Origin of the sequence: Microbispora rosea, from assembly GCF_900156315.1 — a bacterium.
Lineage (GTDB): Bacteria > Actinomycetota > Actinomycetes > Streptosporangiales > Streptosporangiaceae > Microbispora > Microbispora rosea.
In genome coordinates, this window is record NZ_FTNI01000001.1 from 528009 (window position 1) to 549230 (window position 21222).

A 21222-nucleotide genomic window follows, 5' to 3' on the forward strand; every position below is an offset into this window, starting at 1 on the left:
GCGTGAGTGGCCGTTCCTCGCGGTTGAGACGCCGGCGCGCGGCCCGGCCTTGACGTATTCGGCTAATAGTATTAGCCTTTGAGCTATGAACATAAGCCTGGAGGACGGCGTGACCGAGTTCCTGACGATCGGCGACGGCGAGATCGCGTACGACGTGACGGGGGAGGGGCCGCTGGTCGTGATGGTCCCCGGCATGGGAGACAGCCGCCGCGCCTACCGCTTCCTCGTCCCGGCGCTGACGGCCGCCGGATATCGCGTGGCGACCATGGACCTGCGCGGGCACGGCGAGTCGAGCCTCGGCTGGGACTCCTACACCCGCACCGACACCGCGAACGACATCGTCGCCCTGATCGAGCACCTGGGCGGCCCGGCCGTCGTCGTCGGGCACTCGTTCGCCGGGGGAGCGGCCACCGTCGCGGCGGCGCGGCGGCCCGAGCTGGTCGGCGCCCTCGTGGAGGTCGGCCCCTTCACCCGGGCGCAGAAGCCCGACCTGGGCGCGCTGCTGAGCAACGGCCGCTACCGCAAGGGCATGACGCGGCTCATGGGCGTGGCGCTGCTGCGCAGCATCGGGCTGTGGAAGAGCTATCTCGACCACGCCTACCCCGGCGTCAAGCCCGCCGACTGGGCGGACTACCTGGCCGCTCTGGAGAGCGACCTGCGCAGGCCGGGCCGGATGGCCGTGGTGAGCGCGATGGGCGCGTCCGCGCCCACGGACGCCGGCGCCCACCTCGGCGGCATCCGCTGCCCCGCCCTGGTCGTCATGGGCACCCATGACCCCGACTGGGCCGACCCCCGGGCCGAGGCGGACGGCATCGTCGCCGGCATGCCGCAGGGGCTCGGCGACGTGGTGATGATCGACGGCGCCGGGCACTACCCGCACGCGCAGCACCCCGACGAGGTCGCCGCCGCGGTGCTCGCGTTCCTCAAGGAGCGCGTCCGTGGCTAGGGCCGCGCTGTCCCCGGACGCCGTCGTCGACCTCGGGCTGCGAATCGTGGACGAGGAGGGCCCCGAGGCGCTCACCCTGTCCGCGGTCGCCGGGCGGGCGGGCGTCGCCACACCCTCCCTCTACAAGCACGTACGCAACCTCGCCGAGCTGCGCGTCCTGGTGTCAGGGCGGGTGATGGGCGAGCTGGCGGAGGTCGCGAGCGAGGCGGTGCTCGGCCGGTCCGGCGACGAGGCGCTGCGGGCGCTGATGGACGGCTGGCGCTCCTACGCCGCCCGGCATCCACACCGTTACTCCGCGATGATCCAGTCGCCGCGGCCCGAGACGGCCGAGACGGGAGACCGGCTGGTCGGCATCATTCTCGCCGCGCTGCGGGCGTACGGGCTGGAGGGCCAGGCCGCGATCCACGCCGTCCGCTGCCTGCGCGCCGCGATGCACGGCTTCGCCCTTCTGGAGGCGGCGGGCGCGTTCCAGCTCGCCGAGGACCTCGACGAGAGCTACGCCCTGCTGGCGCGCATGGTCGTGTCCGGGCTGCGCGCCGCGGGCGAGCGCTGAACCCTCCATGGTCGTGTCCGGGCTGCGCGCCGCCCGCGAGCGCCGGGCCCTCCACCGTCAGAACGGCTCGTCGAGGGCCAGCCGCCTGACCTCGGGCAGGTATTCGTCCAGCTCACCGGGCTCGAACCGGCACATGCCGATCACGTACCAGAACTGGCCCGTCACGTCGCCCTCCAGCTTGTACAGCCCGTCGGGCGAGAACGCGGCCCATCCCTCGGGCAGGCCGAGCAGGGTGGCGCGGCGTTCGCGCCGGGGAACGTCCCACAGGATCACCACGCCGTCGTCGCCGGCGCTGGCGAGCAGGTCCCCGGAGGGGTGGAACGCGACCGACCAGATCCGGCGGCCGTGACCGGCGAGGGTGCCGACGCGCGCGCCGGAGGCCGGGTCCCACAGGTGGACGGCGAGGTCGTCCCCGGCGGTGGCCAGCAGGTCGCCCGACGGGCTGAAGGCGGCCGTCCACAACCGCCCGCCCCCGGCGAGCACGTGCAGGCACTCGCCGGAGGCGACCTCCCACAGGCGGGCCGTGCCGTCGTTGCTCGCGCTCGCCAGCAGGTCTCCAGACGGGGAGAAGGCAACCGCGTACACCCGGTCGTCGTGGCCGCTCAGCGTCGCCGCCCACTGGCCGGTCGACGCGTCCCACAGCCGCACGTTGCGGTCGTCGCAGCCCGTGGCCACGACCCTGCCGTCGGGGCTGAAGCCGATCGATCTGACCCGGCCCCGGTGCCCGGCGAGGTTGGCGACCTGCCGCCCCGAGGGGCGATACCACAGCCGCACGCTGTCGTCGTCGTTCGCGGTGGCCAGCAGCTGCCCGTCGGGGCTGAACGCCTCGGCCCACACATGGTCGGTCTCGACGTTGAGCTCCCGCTCGTACGCGCCTGCCACCGGGTTCCACAGGTAGACGCCGCCGTCGTTGCTCGCGGTCGCCAGCAGCGGACCGGCCGGGCTGAAGACCGCGGAAACCAGCCGGTCGGCCGCCCCGGTGAGCGAACGCAGGCGGCGGCCCGTGGCCGGATCCCACAGCCGTACGTAACCGTCGTTGCCGCAGGCCGCGAGCATGCCGCCGTCGGCGGAGAAGCGGACCGAGGTGATGCGGCGGCCGTGGCCGCGCAGCGTCTGGACGCACTGCCCGGTGTGCGGGTCCCACAGGCGGGCGGTGCCGTCGTTGCTGCAGGTCGCGAGCTGCCGGCCGTCGGGGCGGAACGCGAACGGCCACACCGAGCCCCGGTGCCCGGTCAGCTCGGCCCGCGCCTGCCCGGTGCGGTGGTCCCAGATCCGGATGACCCCGTCGCTGTCGCCGGTCGCCAGCAGCTCGCCGGTGGGGTCGAACAGGACCTGGTAGACCGCGCCGCGGTGCCCGGGCAGGCTGCCGGCGGCCTCGCCCGTGACCGGGTCCCACAGCCGCACGGCTCCCTCCGTGTCGCCGGAGGCGAGCAGCCGGCCCTCCGGATGGAAGGCGAGGGAGTAGAGCCGGCCGGGATGGCCGGTCATCTCGTGCAACGCGGCGCCGGTGCGGGGGTCCCAGAGGCGCAGCACGCCCTGGCCGTCCCCGGCTGCCAGGCGGGTGCCGTCGGGGCTGAGGACCAGGCGGTAGACCGCTCCGCTGTGGCCGTGCAGGTGGTGGCGCACCCGCCCGGTGGCGAGGTCCCACACGCGGATCGCCCCCGCGCTGTCGCCGGTCACCAGCAGCCCCGGCAGGAACACGGCCGTGTAGATCGGGGCGGTGTGGCCCGGCAGCTCCCACACGAGCTCACCGGACGCCCAGACCCGCATGATCCCGTCCGCGCCGCCGGCCGCGATCAGGTCGCCGGAGGTCACCACAGGCCACACGCCCTCGGGATGGCCGCGCAGGACCTGCGACGGCTCTCCGGTGGCCGGGTCCCACACCCGGACGGTCCCGTCGCTCGCGCCGGTCACCAGCCCGGTCTCGCCGTAGGCGACGTTGTAGACGCGGCCCCGGTGGCCCTGCAGGGTGCGTAGGGCGGACCCGGTGACGCTGTCGCAGACCAGGACGCCGCCGTCCTCCCCGCCGAGGGCGAGCACGCCCCCACCGGGGTCGTAGGCGACCGGTTCGGGCAGGCGGCTGCTGTCGAAGCGATAGCCGTACGGCACGCCGACGACGGCGGGGGCCAGCTCGGCGCCGACCCGGCCGTCGTCCGTCCCGGGGACGCCGGGCGCCACGGCCGCGCCGCGCAGCTCCGGAGCTCCCCGGGGGACGCCGGTGACGTCGATGAGCGCGGCCCGGTCCCAGCGGCTGCCCTCGACGGCGACGTCCCGCAGGTCGGCGCGGGCGAACCGGGCCCGGGTGAGGTCGGCGCCGCGCAGGTCGGCGCCCACCAGCACGGCCTCGTCCAGGCGCGCCCCCGCGAGCCGGGCGTCCCGGAGCACGGCGTGGGACAGGTCGGCCCCGACGAGCCGCGTGTCGGTCAGGTCGGCGCCGGTGAGGTCCACCCCCTGCAGCTCGCGGTAGGACAGGTCCTCGCCGCTGAGCCGGGCTCCGCGCAGGTCGGTCCTGGCTGAGGTGCGCAGCCGGGTGGTCACCTTGATGGCGTTCGCCCGCGCGACGTCGCCCGCGACGGGGGAGGCGAGCGTGCGGGCCGCCCACGCCTGCAGCCGCGAGGCGTCGGCCAGGTCGCACAGGAAGTCCACGGCGAGCGCCGACAACGGCCCCAGGCCGAGCCCCGGCGCGTGGCCGGCGTCGAGCGACCCCGCGAGGTGCCGGGCCACCAGCCACTCCACGACCGAGGCGTGGATGAAGCCGAACAACCCCTCGTCCGTGCGGACCAGCAGGCTGCCGGCTCCGACGGCGTGCGCGGCCTGCTCGGGTGTCAGCCGCGAGGCCCCCTGCCCTCCCGTGGTCGCGCCGCCGTCCGCGTCGGCCGCGCCCGCGGGCTCCGCCTGCCCGGAAGCGACGCGCGGTCCGTACAGCACGCGGCTCTGCGCGTCGGCGGCCAGACCGGTGAGCGTGTCGGCGACCTCGGCCAGCTCCGCCGGCCGCAGGTAGGTCTCGCCGGTCTCCCACAGCCGCAGCGCGAGCGTGGTCGCGGCCCGCCGCAGCTCCTCGCGGGTCAGCCCGCCGGGAGCCCCGGCCACGCCGCGCACGCGCTCCTCCTCGAAGGCCAGCCACGTGTCGAGGATCTCCTGGTAGAGACCGGCGGCGCTGATCGCCTCCCCGGCCTGGGCGACGGCGCGCAGCCGTTCGGCGGGCAGGTCGGCGATGAAGCTGAGCATGCGGGGGTTGTGCGCCAGGCCGAGCAGGTCGCCGATGCCCGTGAGCAGAGCCATGCGCTCGTCGGCCGCCTGCCGCGAGCCGTACCGGTTGACCAGGTAGGCGCGGATCTGCTCCTCGGTGAACTCCTCGATGCTGAGCACCCGCCGGTTCGGCAGCAGGCCGACCTTCTCCCCGAGGGCGGTCATCACCTGGCTGCGCGACTTGAAGTGCTGGGTGCGCCCGGCCACGAGGATCTTCGCCTTGTCCTCCGCCGCGCGCAGCAGGGTGTCGAGATGGTCGGCCGCCCGCTCGTACGTCACGCGGGTGACCAGTTCGTCGAAGCCGTCGAACAGCAGCACGATGCGGCCCTGGCGCAGCATGTAGTTGAACGCCTTGAGGTCGATCAGCTCCTCGCCGTGGTTGGCGAGGTGCGCCGCGACCAGCCCGGCGACCGAGTGCGCCTTGTCGAGGGCGCGCAGCTCGATCAGGATCGGCGTGAGGTGCGGCAGCTCGGCGGGGATGCGCCTGGCCATTTCGCGCAGCGAGAACGTCTTGCCCCGGCCGAAGTCGCCGAGCACGAGCACGAACCGCCCGTGGTCGGCCGCGAGCAGCCGCATCAGCTCGTCGGTCAGGTCGTCGCGCACTTCGCCGCCGGTCCGGTCGAGCTCCCTGAACCGCTGCGGCACGTACAGCTCGGGCGGGTAGCGGCGGTCGCCGCGCAGCCTGGCCGTCTGCCCGGCCACGTAGGACGACAGGTCGAGCAGGCCCTGGAACTCGGTGAAGCTGCGCAGCCGCAGGCCGCGCCGCAGCGCGTCGTCGCGTAACGCCCGCGACGGCTGCGGTCCCTGGTAGACCAGCTCGGCGGCGTGCTCCAGCCCCGCCGCGTGAACGTGACCGAGGAACGTCTCGACCCGGTCCTGGTCCAGCTCCCCGGCGTGCGCGCCGATCAGGACCTGGCGGACGAACCCGTCCTCGGGGTGGGTGACGAGCAGGCGCGGCGGGTCGCCCGCGACGCGGCGGATCTTGGCCCGCTCGAAGCGGGTCTCGCAGACCTCGGCGATCCGGTCCAGCAGCAGGTCGGCCGGGCCCGCGGGCTCCTCCGGCTCCTGCGCCGGCGGCTCCGGAGCCGCCGGGGCGGGGGTCTGCGGCCGCCAGCCGCGCCAGCCGTACGGCAGGACCTCGGGGTCGCCCAGCTCCGGCCGGTCCCTGGTCCACCGGCGCAGCCCCTGCGGGGTGAGCTGGAGGATCTGGTGACGGCCCGGGGCGAGCGCGGGCACGCACGGCAACCCCTCCAGCTCCCAGACCTCCTCAGGGCCGCCGCGCCGGGCGTCCCGCCCGTGGACGAGCAGGTCGAGCCGGGAGCCGAGCAGCCGTTCCAGGGTGGCGGCGTCGCGCAGGCCGGGGCGCGGGGGATGGGCGACGACGCCGATCCGCAGCCATCCTTCGAACGGCCGCAGCCGCTCGGCGAACCACGCCGCCTGGGCCTCGCCGACGAAGCCGTAGTCGTCCTCCTCGCGGTGGCTCATCGCGATCGTGGAGTTGATCCCGGCGACGACCGTGCGCAGCTCGGGCAGTTCGAACAGCGTCCACGGCTGGGCGCTGTCGAAGGCCGGGCCGTCAAGGCCCTGGTAGAGCTCGCCGAAGAGCGTGGAGAAGTGCCGCCACTTGGGCCAGTAGGGCGGCTGCGGGCGCACGTCGTCGGCCTCGCAGGTCGCGAAGTAGGCCCGGCAGGCCGCCTTGGTGACGTCACGCGGCCCGGGGACGACCACCAGCCGTCCGGGTTCCAGCCCCAGCAGCACGCGCAGCCCGGTGAGGAACGCGAGGGCCTGCTCGCATTCGCGGATGCTGCCCGACTCGGTGAGGTCGCCTGTCACCATCAGGAGGTCGGGCCTGGGCACCCCGGCGTCGGCGAGGCGGGTCAGGTCGGCCCACACGCTCGCCTGCAGCTCGCCCGCGTCGAGCGGCTCGTCCGCCTCGGCCAGGCCGCGCCCGAACCGGGGCCCGGCGACGTGCAGCACGGTCACCGCGGAGGCGCCGCCCGCGCGCTCGGCCGTGGGGAACGCCGGTTCGGCCGCCGGGGCGCGCCGGGCCCGGGGCACCCGTACGGCGGGCGGCGCGGGGTCGGCCGGCGGATGGAGGGCACGCGCGCCCGGCCCCGCGGGGAACCGGGGCGGCTCGTCCGGCTTGGCCCGGCCGGCCAGCGCCTGCCTGATCCGCGTCAGCAGCAGCCGCCGCGCCTCGTCGGGGTCGGCCACGCCGAGGAGGTCCACCCAGGTGATCGTGGACAGCAGGCCGTCGAGCGGGCAGTCCTCCAGCCGGACCGTCACGAGCTTGTTGGACGGGTTGTCGGGATCGGCGCGCAGCGCCGCCTGCCACTCGAGCCTGCCGTACCGCGAACCCAGGTAGTTGCGGGTGAGCACGGCGACGACCAGGTCGGCCTCGCTGACCCCGCGGTCCATGAAGTCGATGAAGTTGGTGCCCGGCACGAAGTCCCACGCCTGCAACATCGTGCGATAGCCGGCCGCTTCGAGCTGCCAGGCGATCCACGTCGCCCACCGCTCGTCGGCGGGGGAGTAGCTGACGAAGATCTCGGTCCGCGCGTCCCCCCGCCCCGTGTGCGTCATGGAGCCCAGTATTCACGGTGCCGCCGACGCTTTGGAGGGGTTCGATCATCCTCGGGCCGCCGATATAGGGTGTGCGCGTGGCGACCGGGCTGCGGCGACTGAGCGTTCTCGACTGGATCAGATTCGGGCTGCTCGCGGCGGGCCTGGTCTTCGTGGCCACCGGCCTGCTGCCGGCCGAGGAGGCCAGGGACAGCATCGAACGCATCGCCCCGCTGCTGCTGTTCCTCGGCGCGGTGATCGTGCTGGCGGAGCTGACCAAGGAGGCGCAGGTCTTCGACGTCATCGCGACCCGCATCGCGATCGTCGGCAGGGGGAGCTACGCCGTTCTCTTCCTGTTCTGCACGGCCTTCGCCTCGCTGGTCACGATCGTCCTGAACCTGGACACCACGGCCGTCCTGCTGACGCCGGTCATGCTGGCCCTGGCGCCGCGCGCGAAGATCGCGCCGCTGCCGCTCGTGATGACCACGGTCTGGCTGGCCAACACCGCGAGCCTGCTGCTGCCGGTCTCCAACCTCACCAACCTGCTCGCCATGAACCGGGTCGCGCTGACCACGCAGGAGTTCGCCGCGCGGATGTGGGCGCCCCAGGCCGCGTCGATCGCGGTGACGATGGCGTTCCTGTGGGCGTTCTACTGGCGGCGCGGCGAGCGGGGCGAGGACCGCTACGTGCCGCCGCCTCCGGTGCCGGTGGCCGACCGGGTGCTGTTCGGCGTCGCGGGGGTGGCGTGCCTGCTGTTCATCGCCGCGATCCTGGCGGGCGTGGAGATCGGCGTCGCGGCTCTCGTCGCGGCGGTCGCGGTCGTCGCCGCCTTCGCCTGGCGCGACCGGGCGAAGCTCGTGTGGAGCCTGATCCCCTGGCGGCTGCTGGTCTTCGTCACCGGGCTGTTCCTCGTGGTCCCGACGCTCAGCCGCCTCGGTCTGGCCGACGTGATGCGCGCGCTCGTCGGCGTCGGCGGCGACGGGGACGGCGCCTATCGTGCGGCGGCCGCCGGAGCCGCGCTGTCCAACGTGCTCAACAACCTCCCGGCGTACGTCGCGGGCGAGCAGGTGATCCCCGCGGCCAATCACACGCAGCTGCTGTCGCTGCTCGCGGGCACCAACCTGGGCCCGGTGATCACGCCCTGGGGCTCGCTCGCGACGCTGCTGTGGTTCGAGTGGTGCCGGCGGGGGGACGTGCGGGTGCCGCTGGCCAAGTTCGTCGCCACGGGCGCGGGCCTCGCCGTGACCGGCCTCGCCGCGACGGTGACCGTCCTGATCCTCACCGCCTGATCCCCACTCCCGAGCCGCCTCCCCGAGGGCCGCCCCGGCGCTCGCGGACGGTTCAGCCGCGGGGCGCCCCCGCGTCGTCGTAGCGTCGCCGCGCCCGTTCGACGTGGTCGAGGTTGGTGGCGGCCCACTCGGCGATCTGGGCGAAGACCGGGGAGAGGGTGCGGCCGAGCTCGCTGATCTCGTATTCGACGCGCGGCGGCACCTCGGGATGGTAGGTGCGGACCACCAGGCCGTCGCGCTCCAGCTGGCGCAGGCGCTGGGTGAGCACCTTGGGGGTGATGTTCTCGATGCGCCGCTCCAGCTCGACGAACCGCTGGCGGCCGAAGGCGTGGAGCGACCAGAGGATGGGCGAGGTCCACCGGCTGAACACGATGTCGACGACAGGGGAGATCGGGCAGGCCAGTTCGGGGTCGGCCGTGGGGTCGGCCGTGCGGTCGGCCGCCGGCGGGGTCGTCTCGGTCGCCACGGGTTGCACCCCTCTGAGGTAGTCACTTTCCTCTAGGTACCTACTATACGGAGGCTGTTAGCGTCGCCGTCATCGCGAGAGACCACTGGGAAAGACGCGGGAGTCGATCATGTTTGTGGTGACGGGTGCGACCGGGAACGTCGGTCGGTCGCTGGTGCGGGCCCTGGCGGAGGCCGGGGAGCGGGTGACGGCGGTGTCGAGGGGCACGGCCCCGGTCAACCTGCCGAAGGGGACCGGACACGTACGGGCCGATCTGGCCGCGCCGGAGACCCTGCGGCCCGCTTTCGACGGCGCCGAGGCCCTGTTCCTGCACGACGGCGGCACGGGCGGCGTCGGGCTCGACCCGAGAGCCATCCTGGACGTGGCCAGGGCCGCCGGGATCCCGCGGGTGGTGCTGCTCTCCTCGCAGGGCGTGGTGACCAGGCCACAGTCGGAGTCCCACGGAGGTGTCATGCGGGCGGTCGAGGAGGCGGTGCGCGAGTCGGGCCTGGCCTGGACGATCCTGCGGCCCGGCGTCTTCGCGTCCAACGCCTACGCCTGGGCGGAGTCGGTACGCGCCGAGCGGACGGTCGCCGCGCCGTTCGGCGACGTCGGGATCCCGGTGATCGATCCTGCGGACATCGCGGAGGTCGCGGCCGTGGCTCTGCGCAAGGACGAACACGCGGGCCGTGCCTACGTGCTGAACGGACCGGCGGCCGTCACGCCCCGGCAGCAGGCCGAGGCGATTGGGGCGGCCCTCGGTGAGCCGGTGCGGTTCGTGGAGCTGACCCGGGCCGAGGCGCGGGCGCGGATGGCGCCGTTCATGCCGGAGGCGTCCGTGGAGACCTCACTGGCCGTCCTCGGCGAGCCCAGCGCCGCCGAACTGCGGCTCAGCCCGGACGTCGAGCACGTGCTGGGCCGCGCGCCCCACCCCTTCGCCGAGTGGGCCCGCCGCAACGCCGAAGCCTTCCGGTAACCGCGACGTCGCCTCCGGCGCTCTGGTCACCGGGCGGCCGGCGGCTATGGGCGCCGGTGAGAACGACACGGCGGAATGTTGTGGGAATCCTCATTCGCCGTACGGAGGGTCTTGGTATGGGATCGATCCGTGACAGATGAACAGAGTCCGCATCGGCGGCGCTTCCCCGCGGCGGACATCGCCAGAGTGAGCGTCTTCGCCGCGCTGATCGCCGTGCTCGGCATGCCGGGCGCGCTGAACATCTTCGGCGACGCGGTGCCGATCACGTTGCAGACGCTCGGCGTCATGCTCGCCGGGGCGATCCTCGGCACGTGGCGGTCCGCCCTCGCCGTCGTGGTCCTGCTCGTGCTGGTCGCCGCCGGGCTCCCCCTGCTCGCCGGTGGACGCGGCGGGCTCGGCGTCTTCACCGGGCCCTCGGCCGGCTTCCTGATCGGCTGGCTTCCCGGCGCGGCCGTGACCGGATGGATCGTCGAACGCGGCGGGCGCACGCCGTCCACGGTGCGGCTGGTGATCGCCTGCCTGACCGGCGGCGTCGGCGTGGTCTACCTGTGCGGCATCCCCGTGCAGGCCCTGGTCACCGGGCTGTCCCTGGGCAAGACGGCGCTGCTCAGCGCCGCCTTCCTGCCCGGCGACCTGGCCAAGGCGGTGCTGGCGTCGATCGTGGCGCGGGGCACCCAGCGGGCCTACCCCGACGCGGTCCCCGCGGTGCACAGCGAGCGGCTGCGCGCAGGCGGGCGGTGACGCGCCCGTGCCGGTAGCCGCCCAGGTCATGCGGCATGCCTCTGCCCGCCCCGGCCGGATCGCGGTGTCCGGTCCGGGAGGCGACCTCACCTACGCCGAACTCGCGGACCGGGCCGGCCGCGCCGCCCGCGCCCTCGCCGACGAGGACATCGGGCGCGGCGCGCTCGTCGCGGTCGCCCAGGCCGACCCGGTGGCCCTGCTCGTCGCCGTGCTCGCCGCCGACCTCGTGGGAGCCACGCCGCTGCTGTGCGACCACGCCTGGAGCGAGGAACGGCGGGCGCAGGTCATGGCCGCGGTGCCGGTCGCCGCCCGTTTCGACGACCCGCTGCCGGAGGCGGACGGCCCGGCCGTGGAGCACCGTCCCGCGCCGGACGACCTCACCTGGGCCTGCTTCAGCTCCGGCAGCACCGGCAGGCCCCGCGCCGTGGTGCGCGGCCGGGCCTCGTGGACCGCGTCGTTCGCCCACCTCGACGCGCTGACCGGGATCGGCGCTGACGACGTCGTGCTGATCCCCGGCCCGCTGGTCTCCTCCCTCTACGGCTTCGCCGCGGTGCACGCGCTGGCGGCGGGCGCGACGGCCGTGGTCCCCGGCCGATGGTCGCCCGGCGGGCTGGCCGAGCCGCTGCGGCGGGCCACCGCGGTCCACGTGGTGCCCCACCGCCTGCCGGCCGTGCTGGACGCCCTGGGCACGGCCGGAGGCCCGCTGCGTACGGCAGTGGTCGGCGGGGCCGCCCTCGACGTCGCCGCCAGGACCCGGGCGGCGGCGGCCGGAGTGCGTGTGGTGTCCTATTACGGCGCCACCGAGCTGTCGTTCGTCGCCGTGGACGCCGACGGCGCCGGGCTGCGGCCGTTCCCCGGGGTGGAGATCGACGTCAGGGTGCCGCCCGGACAGGTTCTGGGCGAGGTGTGGGTGCGCTCCCCGTGGCTCTGCGACGGTTACCTGGCCGGTGCGACCGGCCCCCTGCGGCAGGACGACGGCGGCTGGATGACCGTCGGCGACCTGGCGGAGCCGCACCGGCGCGGTGAGGTCCTGCGGCTGCGCGGCCGGGGCGACGGCGCGATCCAGACCGGCGGCGCCACGGTGGTGCCGGAGGACGTCGAGGAGGTGCTGAGGAAGGTGCCGGGAGTGGACGACGTGGTCGTGGTCGGCACGCCGCACCCCTACCTGGGCGCCGTGGTCACCGCGGTCGTCGAGGGGGCCGTCGAGGGGGCCGCCGCGGGCGACGGGGTGTCGAGGGCCGCGCTGGAGGCGGCGGCGCGGGCCGAACTCGACCCGGCGCAGCGGCCCCGGCGCTGGTACGCCGCCGAGTCCCTGCCCCGGACCCCTGCGGGCAAGCCGGCCCGCGGGCTCCTCGCCACCAGGCTGGCCGCGGGTGACGACCCCGGCCTGAGGCGGCTCACCTGACATGGACGAGTGACATGGACGAGCACGCCGTCGTCGTGGCGGCCCGCCGCACGCCCATCGGCACGGCCGGGCACGCGTTCCGGAGCCTGACGGCCGAGCGGCTCGCCGCGCCCGTCATCGAGACGGTCGCCCGCGACGTGGCGCATCTCGGCGTCCCGGTCGACGACGTGGTGCTGGGCAACTGCACGGGACCCGGGGGCAACCTCGCCCGGGTCTGCGCGCTGGCCGCGGGGATGGGTCACGAGGTGCCCGGCGTCACCGTCGACCGGCAGTGCGGCAGCGGGCTCGCCGCGATCCTGCTGGCCGCCCAGGCGGTGCGCTGCGGGGACGCGGACCTCGTCGTCGCCGGGGGCGTCGAGAGCGCCTCCACCGCGCCGCTGCGGGTTCGCCGGCGGGAGGGCGAGCCGGACGTGCCGTACGAGCGGGCGCCGTTCGCCCCCGAGGGGCACCCCGACCCGGACATGGGCCAGGCCGCCGAGGCGCTCGCCGCCGCGCGCGGCGTCACCAGGGAACGCCAGGACGCCTACGCCTGCCGGAGCCACGCCCGGGCGCTGGCCGCCCGGGAGGCCGGGCGCTTCGCCCGCGAGATCGTCCCCATCGGCGGCCGTACGGACGACCAGCGCCCGCGCGTGCTGCGGCCGCCGTCGCTGGCCCGGCTGCCCGCCGCGTTCGTGCCGGGGGGTACCGTGACGGCCGGCAACTCCTCTCCGGTGAGCGACGGCGCCGCGGCCGTCGCGGTCGTGCCCGAGCGGCTGCGTGCCGCGGCCGGCCTGCCCGGCCTGCGGCTGCTGGCGGGCGCCGTCGCCGGCTGCGACCCCGCGCTGCCCGGGTGGGGGCCGGTGCCCGCCGTACGGCGGGTGCTGCGGCGGACCGGCACGGACCTGGCGAGGGTGGCGGCGGTGGAGATCGTGGAGGCGTTCGCGGCGCAGGTGCTCGCGGTCACCGACGCGCTCGGCCTCGATCCCCTCGATGCGGACTCCGAGCGCGTGTGCGCCGACGGCGGCGCGCTCGCCCTCGGCCACCCCTGGGGCGCGAGCGGCGCCGTGGTGGTGACCCGGCTGTTCAGCCGGCTCCTAGGGGCGCCGCAGGGGACGCTGGGCCTGGCGGCGGTGGCGGTCGGCGGCGGTCTCGGGATCGCCGCCCTGTTCGAGGTGGTGTGAGTGATCCGGCTGGAGGACGTCCATGTGCGGCTCGGGCAGCGCGAGGTGCTGCGCGGCGTCACGGCCTCGCTGACCGAGCGCCGCGTGGGTGTGGTCGGGGCCAACGGCTCGGGCAAGAGCACGCTCGCCCGTCTCGTCAACGGCCTGGTCCTGCCGTCGTCGGGCACCGTGACGGTGTCCGGGCTCGACACCCGCCGCCACGCGGCCCGCATCAGGCGCGGCGTGGGGTTCGTGTTCACCGACCCGGACGCGCAGATCGTGATGCCGACGGTGGCCGAGGACGTGGCCTTCTCGCTGCGCCGCAAGGGGCTGACCCGCGAGGAGGTCGAGCGCCGGGTGCGGGAGATCCTGGAGAGGTACGGTCTGGGCGAGCACGCCGACCACCCCGCGCATCACCTGTCAGGCGGTCAGAAGCAGCTGCTCGCCCTCTGCTCGGTCCTGGTGCTCGAACCGGAGATCCTGGTCATGGACGAGCCGACCACGCTGCTCGACCTGCGCCACTCCCGGCAGGTCGCCGCGCTGCTGCGGACGCTTCCGCAACAGGTGGTCGTGGTGACCCACGACCTCCCGCTGCTGGAGGACTTCGACCGCGTGCTCGTGATCGACGAGGGGCGGATCGTCGCCGACGCCGAGCCCGCCGCCGCGATCGGCCACTACAGGAAGACGATGGCGTGAGCGGGCTCACCGGCGCCTACGTTCCCGGCGATTCGCTCCTGCACCGGCTGCCCGCCGGGGCCAAGCTCGCCGGGCTCGCCGTGTCCTGCACGGCGCTCCTGCTGCTGCGCGCGCCCGCGGCGCTGGCGGGCGCGGCGGCCGCCGTCGTGCTGCTGTACGCCGTCTCCGGGGTCGGGCCCGCCGCGGCCTGGGCGCAGGTGCGGCCCGTCCGCTGGTTCGCAGTGGCCCTGTTCGGCGTGCAGCTGGTGTTCGCGGACCTGTCCACGGCGGCGTCCTCGACGCTCCGGGTCGTGCTCGCCGTCGCCCTGGCCGGTCTGGTCACCCTCACGACGCGCACCGGCGCCCTCATGGCCACTCTGGAGCGCTGGCTCGCCCCCGCCAGGTTCGCGGGCCTCGATCCGTTCCGTCTGTCGCTGCTGCTGTCCCTCACGCTCCGGAGCGTGCCGGTGATCGCGGATCTGGTCACCCGGGTGCGGGAGGCCCAGCGCGCCAGAGGGGTCGAACGGAGCCCGCGCGCCTTCGCCGTCCCGCTGGTGGTGGGCGCCCTGCGGCACGCCGACGCGCTGGGCGAGGCGCTCGCCGCGCGCGGTCTCGACGACTGACCCGGGTCGGCGGAGAGTCAGAGCGGCGGCAGGGCGGGCGCCAGGCGGCGGGCCTCGGCGACCAGGTCGAGCAGGTCCCCGACCAGGGCGGGCGGCCCGGCCACGAAGCTGCGATCCTCGGGCGGGCCCTCGGCGGACGCCTCGAAAGGCCCGCCGTCGAGCCCCAGGATCTCCACGCCGGCCTCCTGCGCGATCAGGGCCCCGGCGGGCAGGTCGAGTCCCTCCGCGCGGTAGCCGATCATGCCGTCGATGTCGCCCCGCGCGAGCATGGCCCAGCACAGCAGCGGCGCCCAGAGCTGGAGCACCCGCCGGGCGCGGGCGTCCATCGTCATCTTCAGCGCCCGCGCCGCCGGGTCCAGGCGGGAGACCCCGTGGCCCTGCGTCCAGGCCAGCACCGGCCCGTGCCGGAGGTCGCGCCGCGGCGGCCCGGTCAGCGGCCCCGCCGGCCCGCGGGCCCCGGCGCCGCTGACGGCCGACCAGGTGCGGCCGGAGAGCGGCTCGTGGACCACCCCGAGCACCGGGCGGCCGTCCGCGCACAGCGCCAGGCCCACGACGTACGCGGGGAGGCCGATGGCCACGTTGTTCGTGCCGTCGAGCGGGTCGACCAGCCAGGTCCATCCGCCGTCCGGGCGGTCACCGCGGTGGACGCCCGACTCCTCGGCCACGATCCGGTGGGAGGGGAACTCGGCCCTGATGCGGTCGAGGATCAGCTTCTCGCAGGCCAGGTCGAGGTCGGTCACGACGTCGCCCGACCCGCCCTTGTCGTGGACGGCGACCGCTCCCGGCGCGCTCTCGCGCAGCACGGACCCGGCGGCCAGGGCGGCCTCGACGGCTACCCGCCTGGCGTGTTCGAGGTCCACAGGCTCCTCCTGGCCAGCTCGGCGGCACGTGCGGTCTCGGCGTCGTCGAGGCGTTCCCGCCTGACGTGATGGAGGGGGGTGGCGATCGGCCCGAGCGACAGGTCGTTCAGCCCCGGCCGGCCACGGCCGAGCGCCACGGTGGCGGCCTCGCCGTCCTCGGGGATGACGCTGCTGTGGAAGGCCCCCGCGGCGAGCGTGTAGGTGTCCCCGGCGGCGAACAGCTCGGCGCGTCCCGGGGCGTACGCCACGGTCCTCGGGGTGGGGCGGATCACGTCGCCCGACGGGGTGCTGACGACCTCGAAGACGCGGTGGGTGGGTGACCCGGTGGTGTCGGTCACCACGGCGTGGACGTTGCGCACCTGGCCGTACAGGACGTGGCTGACCAGGTCCCAGCTGTGGCAGTGGACCTGGGAGGTGGTGCTGCGGGCGCGCCGGGCGGCGGCGGTCCACAGGTGCACGCACGCCCCGAGGTCTCCCTCGCGGACCAGCGGCAGGCAGAGGAATCCCAGCGGATGCCGCACCCCCCGCACGCCCGAGCCGCCCGCCGAGATCTCGCCGAGCACGCGCAGGGCCCACTCGCGGGCGCCTCCGCCGTCGAGCACGTCGAGAACGTCGCCGTATCTCATGGCGCGTACGGATCCTTGGCGCGCAGCGCCTTGCGGGTGACCTCGACCACGTCGCGGTCGGTGAACGACTTGGGCAGGGGGAGGTCGACGCGGTCGAACAGTCTGCGGACCTCCTCGACGGTCGGCTCGTCGCTCAGCGGCACCGACCGGTAGCGGTCGATCGCCACGCGGCGGGCCTGCTCGAAGCTCGTGCGCAGCTCGGTGCCGCAGCTCTCGTAGAAGAACGAGCCGCTGAAGGCGATGATGGCCCGGTTGGGGTCCTCGGACGTCATGATCAGGGCGCGGCCCGACATGTCCCAGCGGAAGGTCGTCATGACCGGCGAGAGCCCCACCGCGATGTCGAGCAGGCCGTACCGCTGGCGATACCAGAACGCGGCCAGGACGCTCGCGTACGACTCCTTCCTGGCCCGGTCGGTCGTCCACAGCTCACCGGTGCCGTCCGGTCGGTCCGACAGCGACCTGCGGTAGTGCGCGTAGCTCTCGCACACCGCCGCGTCCGTCGGGTCGATGATCTCCAGCCGGACCGTGAGGTGCCGCTTCTCGCGCCGGGCGGCGGCCACGCACTCGGGCAGCGTGACGGCGCGCATGTAGGTGCCGGTGCCGCCCTTGAACGTCCAGCGGTCGGTGCCCCTGCGGGCGTCCGCGTGCGCCTGCGCGATCTCGTGCTGGCTGCCCAGAATGCGGATGACCGTCATGTCCTCCAGGGCCCGGCGGGTGCCCGCGACCAGGTCCTCCAGCTCGTCGAGGCGGTCCAGGCGTTCGGGCAGCCGCGCGAGGACGCCGGAGGTCGCGTGCATGGCCTCCTCGACGGGCTCCTGCCGGACCCGGTCGCGCAGCAGCGCGGTCGCGACGAGGGCCAGGACGACCAGAGTGGTGCCGCTGACGAGCTGCGTCCTCACCTTGTCGGGGATCACTTCGTCGGGCAGCACGCCGAGGACACCCACCGCCACGGCCAGCACGAGGGCGATGGCCCCGTCGACGTTCTTGGCCGCCCACGCGAGCGACTGGCCGACGGCACTCCGCAACCCCGCCATAGGTCAGCCCCGCCATCCCGTCAGTGTCGGCCCCGACTCGAATCGTAACGACAGGGTCATGGTCCGGCAAAGGGTTCGCCCGACGGGGTGCGGCGGTCCGCGGGCGGGGGCCGGGGCGGGCATCGGGGCCGGAATTGTCGGTCGCCGCGCGTAGGTTATGGAGGTGAACCGGAGCGGGCGTGAGCGCCTCTGTGCGGCCGCCTGCGCCGGTGGACGGGGCGATTGAGGAGCTGAGCGGCGATGACATCCATGATGGACCTGAACCGGAAGGTCGCGCCCTTCCAGGTCGTCACCGACATGACGCCGTCCGGCGACCAGCCGGCGGCGATCGAGGCGCTGGAGCGCCGGGTCAGGGCCGGTGAGAAGGACACAGTCCTGCTCGGCGCGACCGGCACCGGCAAGACCGCGACGGTGGCGTGGCTCATCGAGCGGGTGCAACGCCCGACGCTGGTCATGCAGCCGAACAAGACGCTCGCCGCCCAGTTCGCCAACGAGCTGCGCGAGATGCTGCCGAACAACGCCGTCGAATACTTCGTGTCGTACTACGACTACTACCAGCCCGAGGCGTACGTCCCGCAGAGCGACACCTACATCGAGAAGGACTCCTCGATCAACGAGGAGGTCGAGCGGCTGCGCCACTCGGCGACCTGGTCGCTGGTGTCGCGCCGCGACGTGGTGGTGGTCGCCTCCGTCTCCTGCATCTACGGCCTGGGCACGCCACAGGAGTACGTCGACCGGATGGTCGGGCTCAAGGTCGGCCAGCAGATCGAGCGCGACCAGTTGCTGCGGCGGCTGGTCGACATGCAGTACACGCGCAACGACCTGGCCTTCACCCGGGGCACCTTCCGGGTGCGCGGCGACACGGTCGAGGTCATCCCGGTCTACCAGGAGCTGGCCGTCCGCATCGAGATGTTCGGCGACGAGATCGAGAAGCTGGCGACGCTGCACCCGCTGACCGGCGAGGTCGTCGGCGAGGACGACGAGCTGCACATCTTCCCCGCCTCCCACTACGTGGCCGGTCCCGAGCGGATGGAGCGGGCCATCGCCGGCATCGAGGCGGAGCTCGTCGAGCGGCTCGCCGACCTGGAGCGGCAGGGCAAGCTGCTGGAGGCCCAGCGGCTGCGCATGCGCACCACCTACGACATCGAGATGATGCGCCAGGTCGGCACCTGCGCCGGGATCGAGAACTACTCGCGGCACATCGACGGCCGTGAGGCGGGCACCGCGCCGCACACGCTGCTCGACTTCTTCCCCGACGACTTCCTGCTCGTGCTGGACGAGTCGCACCAGACAGTCCCCCAGATCGGCGCGATGTACGAGGGCGACGCCTCGCGCAAGCGGACGCTGGTCGACCACGGGTTCCGCCTGCCGTCGGCGATGGACAACCGCCCGCTCAAGTGGGAGGAGTTCCTGGAGCGCATCGGCCAGACCGTCTACCTGTCCGCCACGCCGGGGTCGTACGAACTGGGCCGGAGCAAGGGCGAGGTCGTGGAGCAGGTCATCCGCCCCACCGGCCTGATCGATCCCGAGGTGATCATCAAGCCCACCAAGGGCCAGATCGACGACCTCATGGAGGAGATCCGGGCCAGGGCGGAGCGGGACGAGCGGGTCCTGGTCACCACGCTGACCAAGAAGATGGCCGAGGACCTCACCGACTACCTGCTCGACAACGGCATCCGGGTCCGCTACCTGCACAGCGAGGTCGACACGCTGCGCCGCATCGAGCTGCTGCGCGAGCTGCGCATGGGCGAGTTCGATGTGCTGGTCGGCATCAACCTGCTGCGTGAGGGCCTCGACCTGCCCGAGGTGTCGCTGGTGTCGATCCTCGACGCCGACAAGGAGGGCTTCCTGCGCTCGGAGACCTCGCTCATCCAGACGATCGGCCGCGCGGCCCGCAACGTGTCCGGCCAGGTCCACATGTACGCCGACAAGATCACGCCGAGCATGGAGCGGGCGATCGAGGAGACCAACCGGCGCCGGGCCAAGCAGATCGCCTACAACGAGGCGCACGGCATCGACCCGCAGCCGCTGCGCAAGAAGATCGCCGACATCCTGGACAGCCTCGTGCGCGAGGACGCCGACACCGCACAGCTTCTCGGCGGCGCCGGGCGCCAGCAGTCTCGCGGCAAGGCGCCGGTGCCGGGCCTCGCGTCCCGTGGCGCGGGCCAGCACGCGAAGGCGATCGCGGGGGAGATGCCGCGCGCCCAGCTGGAGTCGCTGATCGAGTCGCTGACCGAGCAGATGCACAACGCCGCCGCCGACCTGCAGTTCGAGGTCGCGGCGCGGCTGCGCGACGAGATCAAGGAGCTCAAGCGGGAGGTCCGCGACATGCGCGAGGCCGGCGTGAAGTAAACGGCGCGGCGACCCGCGATCACCGGCCCGGTGACCCCATTTCAGTCGGGCCGCACGACCACGCCGTAGTCGCCCGGGCCCCTCGGCTCGGGCGGCATCGCCTCACGCCCGCCCTTGCGGCCGAATTTCTGCTTCGGCGAATTCTGGTGAATCATGCTCTAGAGCCACTGGTAGGCGAAGTGTGAAAACCCGGCCGAATTCTCGGTGTTCTCACTGCGCCGAAAACGGAGCCGGTCACGTGGAAACAAGCGGGTGCGGCTCCGAACGCGATTGACCTGGTGCGTTGCAGGGAAGGCATTCGTCGGCGTGTGGATGAACGTCCACACATCATGGGGGCCGCTTGTTCGAGCGGCCCCCACCGGGCGAATCCGTCTGTGGCAATCGGGGAAATGATGCGTTCGACGACAATCGCGTCCAGCTATTACGTCCGCCTCGTGCTCAGTGCCGGGTCGGTGACCGCGCTTCTCGCCGGTTGCGGCGAGATTCCGGCGCGGTCGTTCGCCGCGGTGCCGATGAGCCGGCCGGTCGCGTTCGCTCCGCTCTCGCCGAGCCCGTCCGCGACGCCCGTACCGTCGCCCTCGCTCAGCCCGTCGGCGACGCCGGGCGACTTCGCCGGGTGCCGGGACGGCGACTGCGAGGTGCGGGTGCGCGAGGGGGACCGCATCCCGATCGACCCGAGTCTGGGCGTCGACCAGATCACTGTCGTGGGCCTGCGGGGAGACGCAGTCAGGCTCTCCTTCACCGGCACCTCGACGGTCGTCGACGGCGGGAACATCACCATCAGCCGGACCTGCGACAACGACCGCTGCCGGGTCAGGGGAGCGGTGACGATCAGCACCAGCAGGCCGGGCCGCATCGGCGACGTCGCCCTGCGGCTCGCGCAGGTCGCGGGTGACACCGCCGTGCTGGTGCTCGAGCCCGCGACCCGGTAAGGCGACCGGCCCCGCTCTCCGGCCCGCTCTCCGGCCCGCTCTCCGGCCCGCTCTCCGGCCCGCTCTCCGGCAACGAGGGCCGGCCCGCTCTCCGGCAACGAGGGCCGGCCGGAGCCGACGCGATGCCTCGACGCCCGGCGTGCCGAGATGGATCTCCGCGCGGCGGTGGGGCCGGCCCGGTCGGTCGTGATCACAGTTCCGCCCGGCGGCCCAGAAGCCCTTGCCCGGTCCGCTCCACCCAGCCCGATCGGTCCCGCGCACGGCGGCCGCACCACTTCTGACCAGGCACAACGGCTCCCGATCATAATCCTGGATGTGTAGTATCCAGATTATGCGGATGAGTGAAGGCGTCGAGTGGGCGATGCACTGTTGCCTGACGCTGGCATGGCTCGGCAACGAGGTGCCGGTTTCGACGGCGAAGCTCGCCGCCGGGTTCGAGTTGCCGCCCGCGTACCTCAACAAGCAACTCCAGGCACTGGCCAAGGCGGGGATCATGACGTCCACTCCGGGGGCGAGGGGCGGGTTCCGGCTGGCGCGGCCCCTCGAGGAGATCACGGTCATGGAGGTCGTGACGGCGATCGACGGACCTGCCGAAGCGTTCCAGTGCACGGAGATCCGACGGCGCGGGGCCGGGGCGGCGAGGCCGGAGTGGCAGTTCCGCGCCCCGTGCGCGGTTACGACCGCGATGCGCAAGGCCGAGATGGCGTGGCGGCGGGTGCTGGCCGCGCAGACTCTGGCCGATGTGCAGGCCGCGGCGAACCGTCGTGCGCCCCAGGCGGGCGAGGTGATCCGGCGCTGGTACGAGCAGAACTGAT

General features: G+C 73.9%; 17 protein-coding genes. 12 read left to right on the plus strand and 5 right to left on the minus strand.

Annotated features, from left to right (window positions below; translation table 11 throughout):
• Positions 1-85: 85 nt before the first annotated feature.
• Both BXA11_RS02445 and BXA11_RS02450 read left to right on the plus strand, forming a co-directional pair.
• The gene (locus tag BXA11_RS02445; RefSeq protein WP_239104832.1) at positions 86-946 is read left to right on the plus strand and encodes an alpha/beta fold hydrolase; all 861 of its coding nucleotides are present in this window, start codon (positions 86-88) and stop codon (positions 944-946) included.
• A complete protein-coding gene (locus BXA11_RS02450) occupies positions 939-1499 on the plus strand; it encodes a TetR/AcrR family transcriptional regulator (protein WP_076432313.1) in 561 nt (186 codons plus the stop codon). The genes BXA11_RS02445 and BXA11_RS02450 overlap by 8 nt, the downstream gene beginning before the upstream one ends.
• Positions 1500-1556: 57 nt before the next feature.
• On the opposite strand, the gene BXA11_RS02455 is transcribed toward BXA11_RS02450, so the two are convergent.
• Complete coding sequence (locus BXA11_RS02455) at positions 1557-7331, minus strand: WD40 domain-containing protein (RefSeq protein ID WP_076432315.1); 5775 nt, start codon at positions 7329-7331, stop codon at positions 1557-1559.
• Between the two features lie 77 nt (positions 7332-7408).
• Here BXA11_RS02455 and BXA11_RS02460 point away from each other — a divergent pair, with 77 nt between their 5' ends.
• Entirely contained in the window at positions 7409-8599 is a 1191-nt protein-coding gene (locus BXA11_RS02460; protein WP_143734044.1) for an ArsB/NhaD family transporter, read from the plus strand.
• A gap of 52 nt (positions 8600-8651) precedes the next feature.
• Here the strand turns inward: BXA11_RS02460 and BXA11_RS02465 are convergent, their stop codons facing one another.
• Positions 8652-9065, minus strand: a complete 414-nt coding sequence (locus tag BXA11_RS02465) for a winged helix-turn-helix transcriptional regulator (protein ID WP_036407876.1) — start codon at positions 9063-9065, stop codon at positions 8652-8654.
• Between the two features lie 109 nt (positions 9066-9174).
• Between BXA11_RS02465 and BXA11_RS02470 the strand changes: the two genes are divergently transcribed.
• From BXA11_RS02470 to BXA11_RS02495, 6 genes are all read left to right on the plus strand, one after another.
• On the plus strand, positions 9175-10020 hold the full coding sequence (locus BXA11_RS02470) for an NAD(P)H-binding protein (RefSeq protein ID WP_076432319.1): 846 nt from the start codon (positions 9175-9177) through the stop codon (positions 10018-10020).
• Positions 10021-10149: 129 nt separating this feature from the next.
• Positions 10150-10761, plus strand: a complete 612-nt coding sequence (locus BXA11_RS02475; protein WP_231514037.1) for a biotin transporter BioY — start codon at positions 10150-10152, stop codon at positions 10759-10761.
• Positions 10762-10789: 28 nt separating this feature from the next.
• Positions 10790-12166 (plus strand): AMP-binding protein, encoded by a 1377-nt coding sequence (locus BXA11_RS02480; protein WP_076432485.1) that lies wholly within the window; start codon positions 10790-10792, stop codon positions 12164-12166.
• A gap of 14 nt (positions 12167-12180) precedes the next feature.
• The gene (locus tag BXA11_RS02485; protein ID WP_076432321.1) at positions 12181-13326 is read left to right on the plus strand and encodes a thiolase family protein; all 1146 of its coding nucleotides are present in this window, start codon (positions 12181-12183) and stop codon (positions 13324-13326) included.
• A complete protein-coding gene (locus BXA11_RS02490; RefSeq protein ID WP_076432323.1) occupies positions 13327-14001 on the plus strand; it encodes an energy-coupling factor ABC transporter ATP-binding protein in 675 nt (224 codons plus the stop codon).
• On the plus strand, positions 13998-14603 hold the full coding sequence (locus BXA11_RS02495) for an energy-coupling factor transporter transmembrane component T family protein (RefSeq protein ID WP_030510023.1): 606 nt from the start codon (positions 13998-14000) through the stop codon (positions 14601-14603). Before BXA11_RS02490 ends, BXA11_RS02495 begins: the two co-directional genes overlap by 4 nt.
• A gap of 17 nt (positions 14604-14620) precedes the next feature.
• Here the strand turns inward: BXA11_RS02495 and BXA11_RS02500 are convergent, their stop codons facing one another.
• The 3 genes from BXA11_RS02500 to BXA11_RS02510 are packed head-to-tail and all read right to left on the minus strand — an operon-like array spanning position 14621 to position 17123.
• Positions 14621-15463: an inositol monophosphatase family protein gene (locus tag BXA11_RS02500; protein ID WP_076432325.1), complete on the minus strand. Its 843-nt coding sequence runs from the start codon at positions 15461-15463 to the stop codon at positions 14621-14623.
• Positions 15436-16089: a hypothetical protein gene (locus BXA11_RS02505; protein ID WP_076432327.1), complete on the minus strand. Its 654-nt coding sequence runs from the start codon at positions 16087-16089 to the stop codon at positions 15436-15438. Before BXA11_RS02505 ends, BXA11_RS02500 begins: the two co-directional genes overlap by 28 nt.
• Positions 16086-17123 carry a hypothetical protein gene (locus BXA11_RS02510; RefSeq protein ID WP_030510026.1) on the minus strand — a complete coding sequence of 346 codons (1038 nt, stop codon included), beginning with the start codon at positions 17121-17123 and terminating at the stop codon, positions 16086-16088. The genes BXA11_RS02505 and BXA11_RS02510 overlap by 4 nt, the downstream gene beginning before the upstream one ends.
• A 240-nt stretch (positions 17124-17363) precedes the next feature.
• On the opposite strand from BXA11_RS02510, the gene uvrB reads away from it, so the two are divergent.
• The 3 genes from uvrB (at position 17364) to BXA11_RS02525 (ending at position 21221) form a co-directional block, all read left to right on the plus strand.
• Positions 17364-19475 (plus strand): excinuclease ABC subunit UvrB, encoded by a 2112-nt coding sequence (uvrB, locus tag BXA11_RS02515; protein ID WP_076432329.1) that lies wholly within the window; start codon positions 17364-17366, stop codon positions 19473-19475.
• Positions 19476-19867: 392 nt separating this feature from the next.
• Positions 19868-20407, plus strand: coding sequence for a hypothetical protein (locus BXA11_RS02520; RefSeq protein ID WP_143734045.1), 540 nt, complete (start codon positions 19868-19870; stop codon positions 20405-20407).
• Positions 20408-20744: 337 nt separating this feature from the next.
• Positions 20745-21221, plus strand: coding sequence for an RrF2 family transcriptional regulator (locus BXA11_RS02525; protein WP_231514039.1), 477 nt, complete (start codon positions 20745-20747; stop codon positions 21219-21221).
• Position 21222 lies beyond the last annotated feature (1 nt).

What these genes read in the sequence shown, in the direction of transcription:
- BXA11_RS02455 (WP_076432315.1), bottom strand. Translation starts at nt 7,331, where the DNA reads ATGACGCACACGGGGCGGGGGGACGCGCGGACCGAGATCTTCGTCAGC.
- BXA11_RS02525 (WP_231514039.1), top strand. Translation starts at nt 20,745, where the DNA reads ATGAGTGAAGGCGTCGAGTGGGCGATGCACTGTTGCCTGACGCTGGCA.
- BXA11_RS02445 (WP_239104832.1), top strand. Translation starts at nt 86, where the DNA reads ATGAACATAAGCCTGGAGGACGGCGTGACCGAGTTCCTGACGATCGGC.
- BXA11_RS02505 (WP_076432327.1), bottom strand. Translation starts at nt 16,089, where the DNA reads ATGAGATACGGCGACGTTCTCGACGTGCTCGACGGCGGAGGCGCCCGC.
- BXA11_RS02485 (WP_076432321.1), top strand. Translation starts at nt 12,181, where the DNA reads ATGGACGAGCACGCCGTCGTCGTGGCGGCCCGCCGCACGCCCATCGGC.
- BXA11_RS02480 (WP_076432485.1), top strand. Translation starts at nt 10,790, where the DNA reads ATGCGGCATGCCTCTGCCCGCCCCGGCCGGATCGCGGTGTCCGGTCCG.
- BXA11_RS02510 (WP_030510026.1), bottom strand. Translation starts at nt 17,123, where the DNA reads ATGGCGGGGTTGCGGAGTGCCGTCGGCCAGTCGCTCGCGTGGGCGGCC.
- uvrB (WP_076432329.1), top strand. Translation starts at nt 17,364, where the DNA reads ATGACATCCATGATGGACCTGAACCGGAAGGTCGCGCCCTTCCAGGTC.
- BXA11_RS02470 (WP_076432319.1), top strand. Translation starts at nt 9,175, where the DNA reads ATGTTTGTGGTGACGGGTGCGACCGGGAACGTCGGTCGGTCGCTGGTG.
- BXA11_RS02520 (WP_143734045.1), top strand. Translation starts at nt 19,868, where the DNA reads ATGCGTTCGACGACAATCGCGTCCAGCTATTACGTCCGCCTCGTGCTC.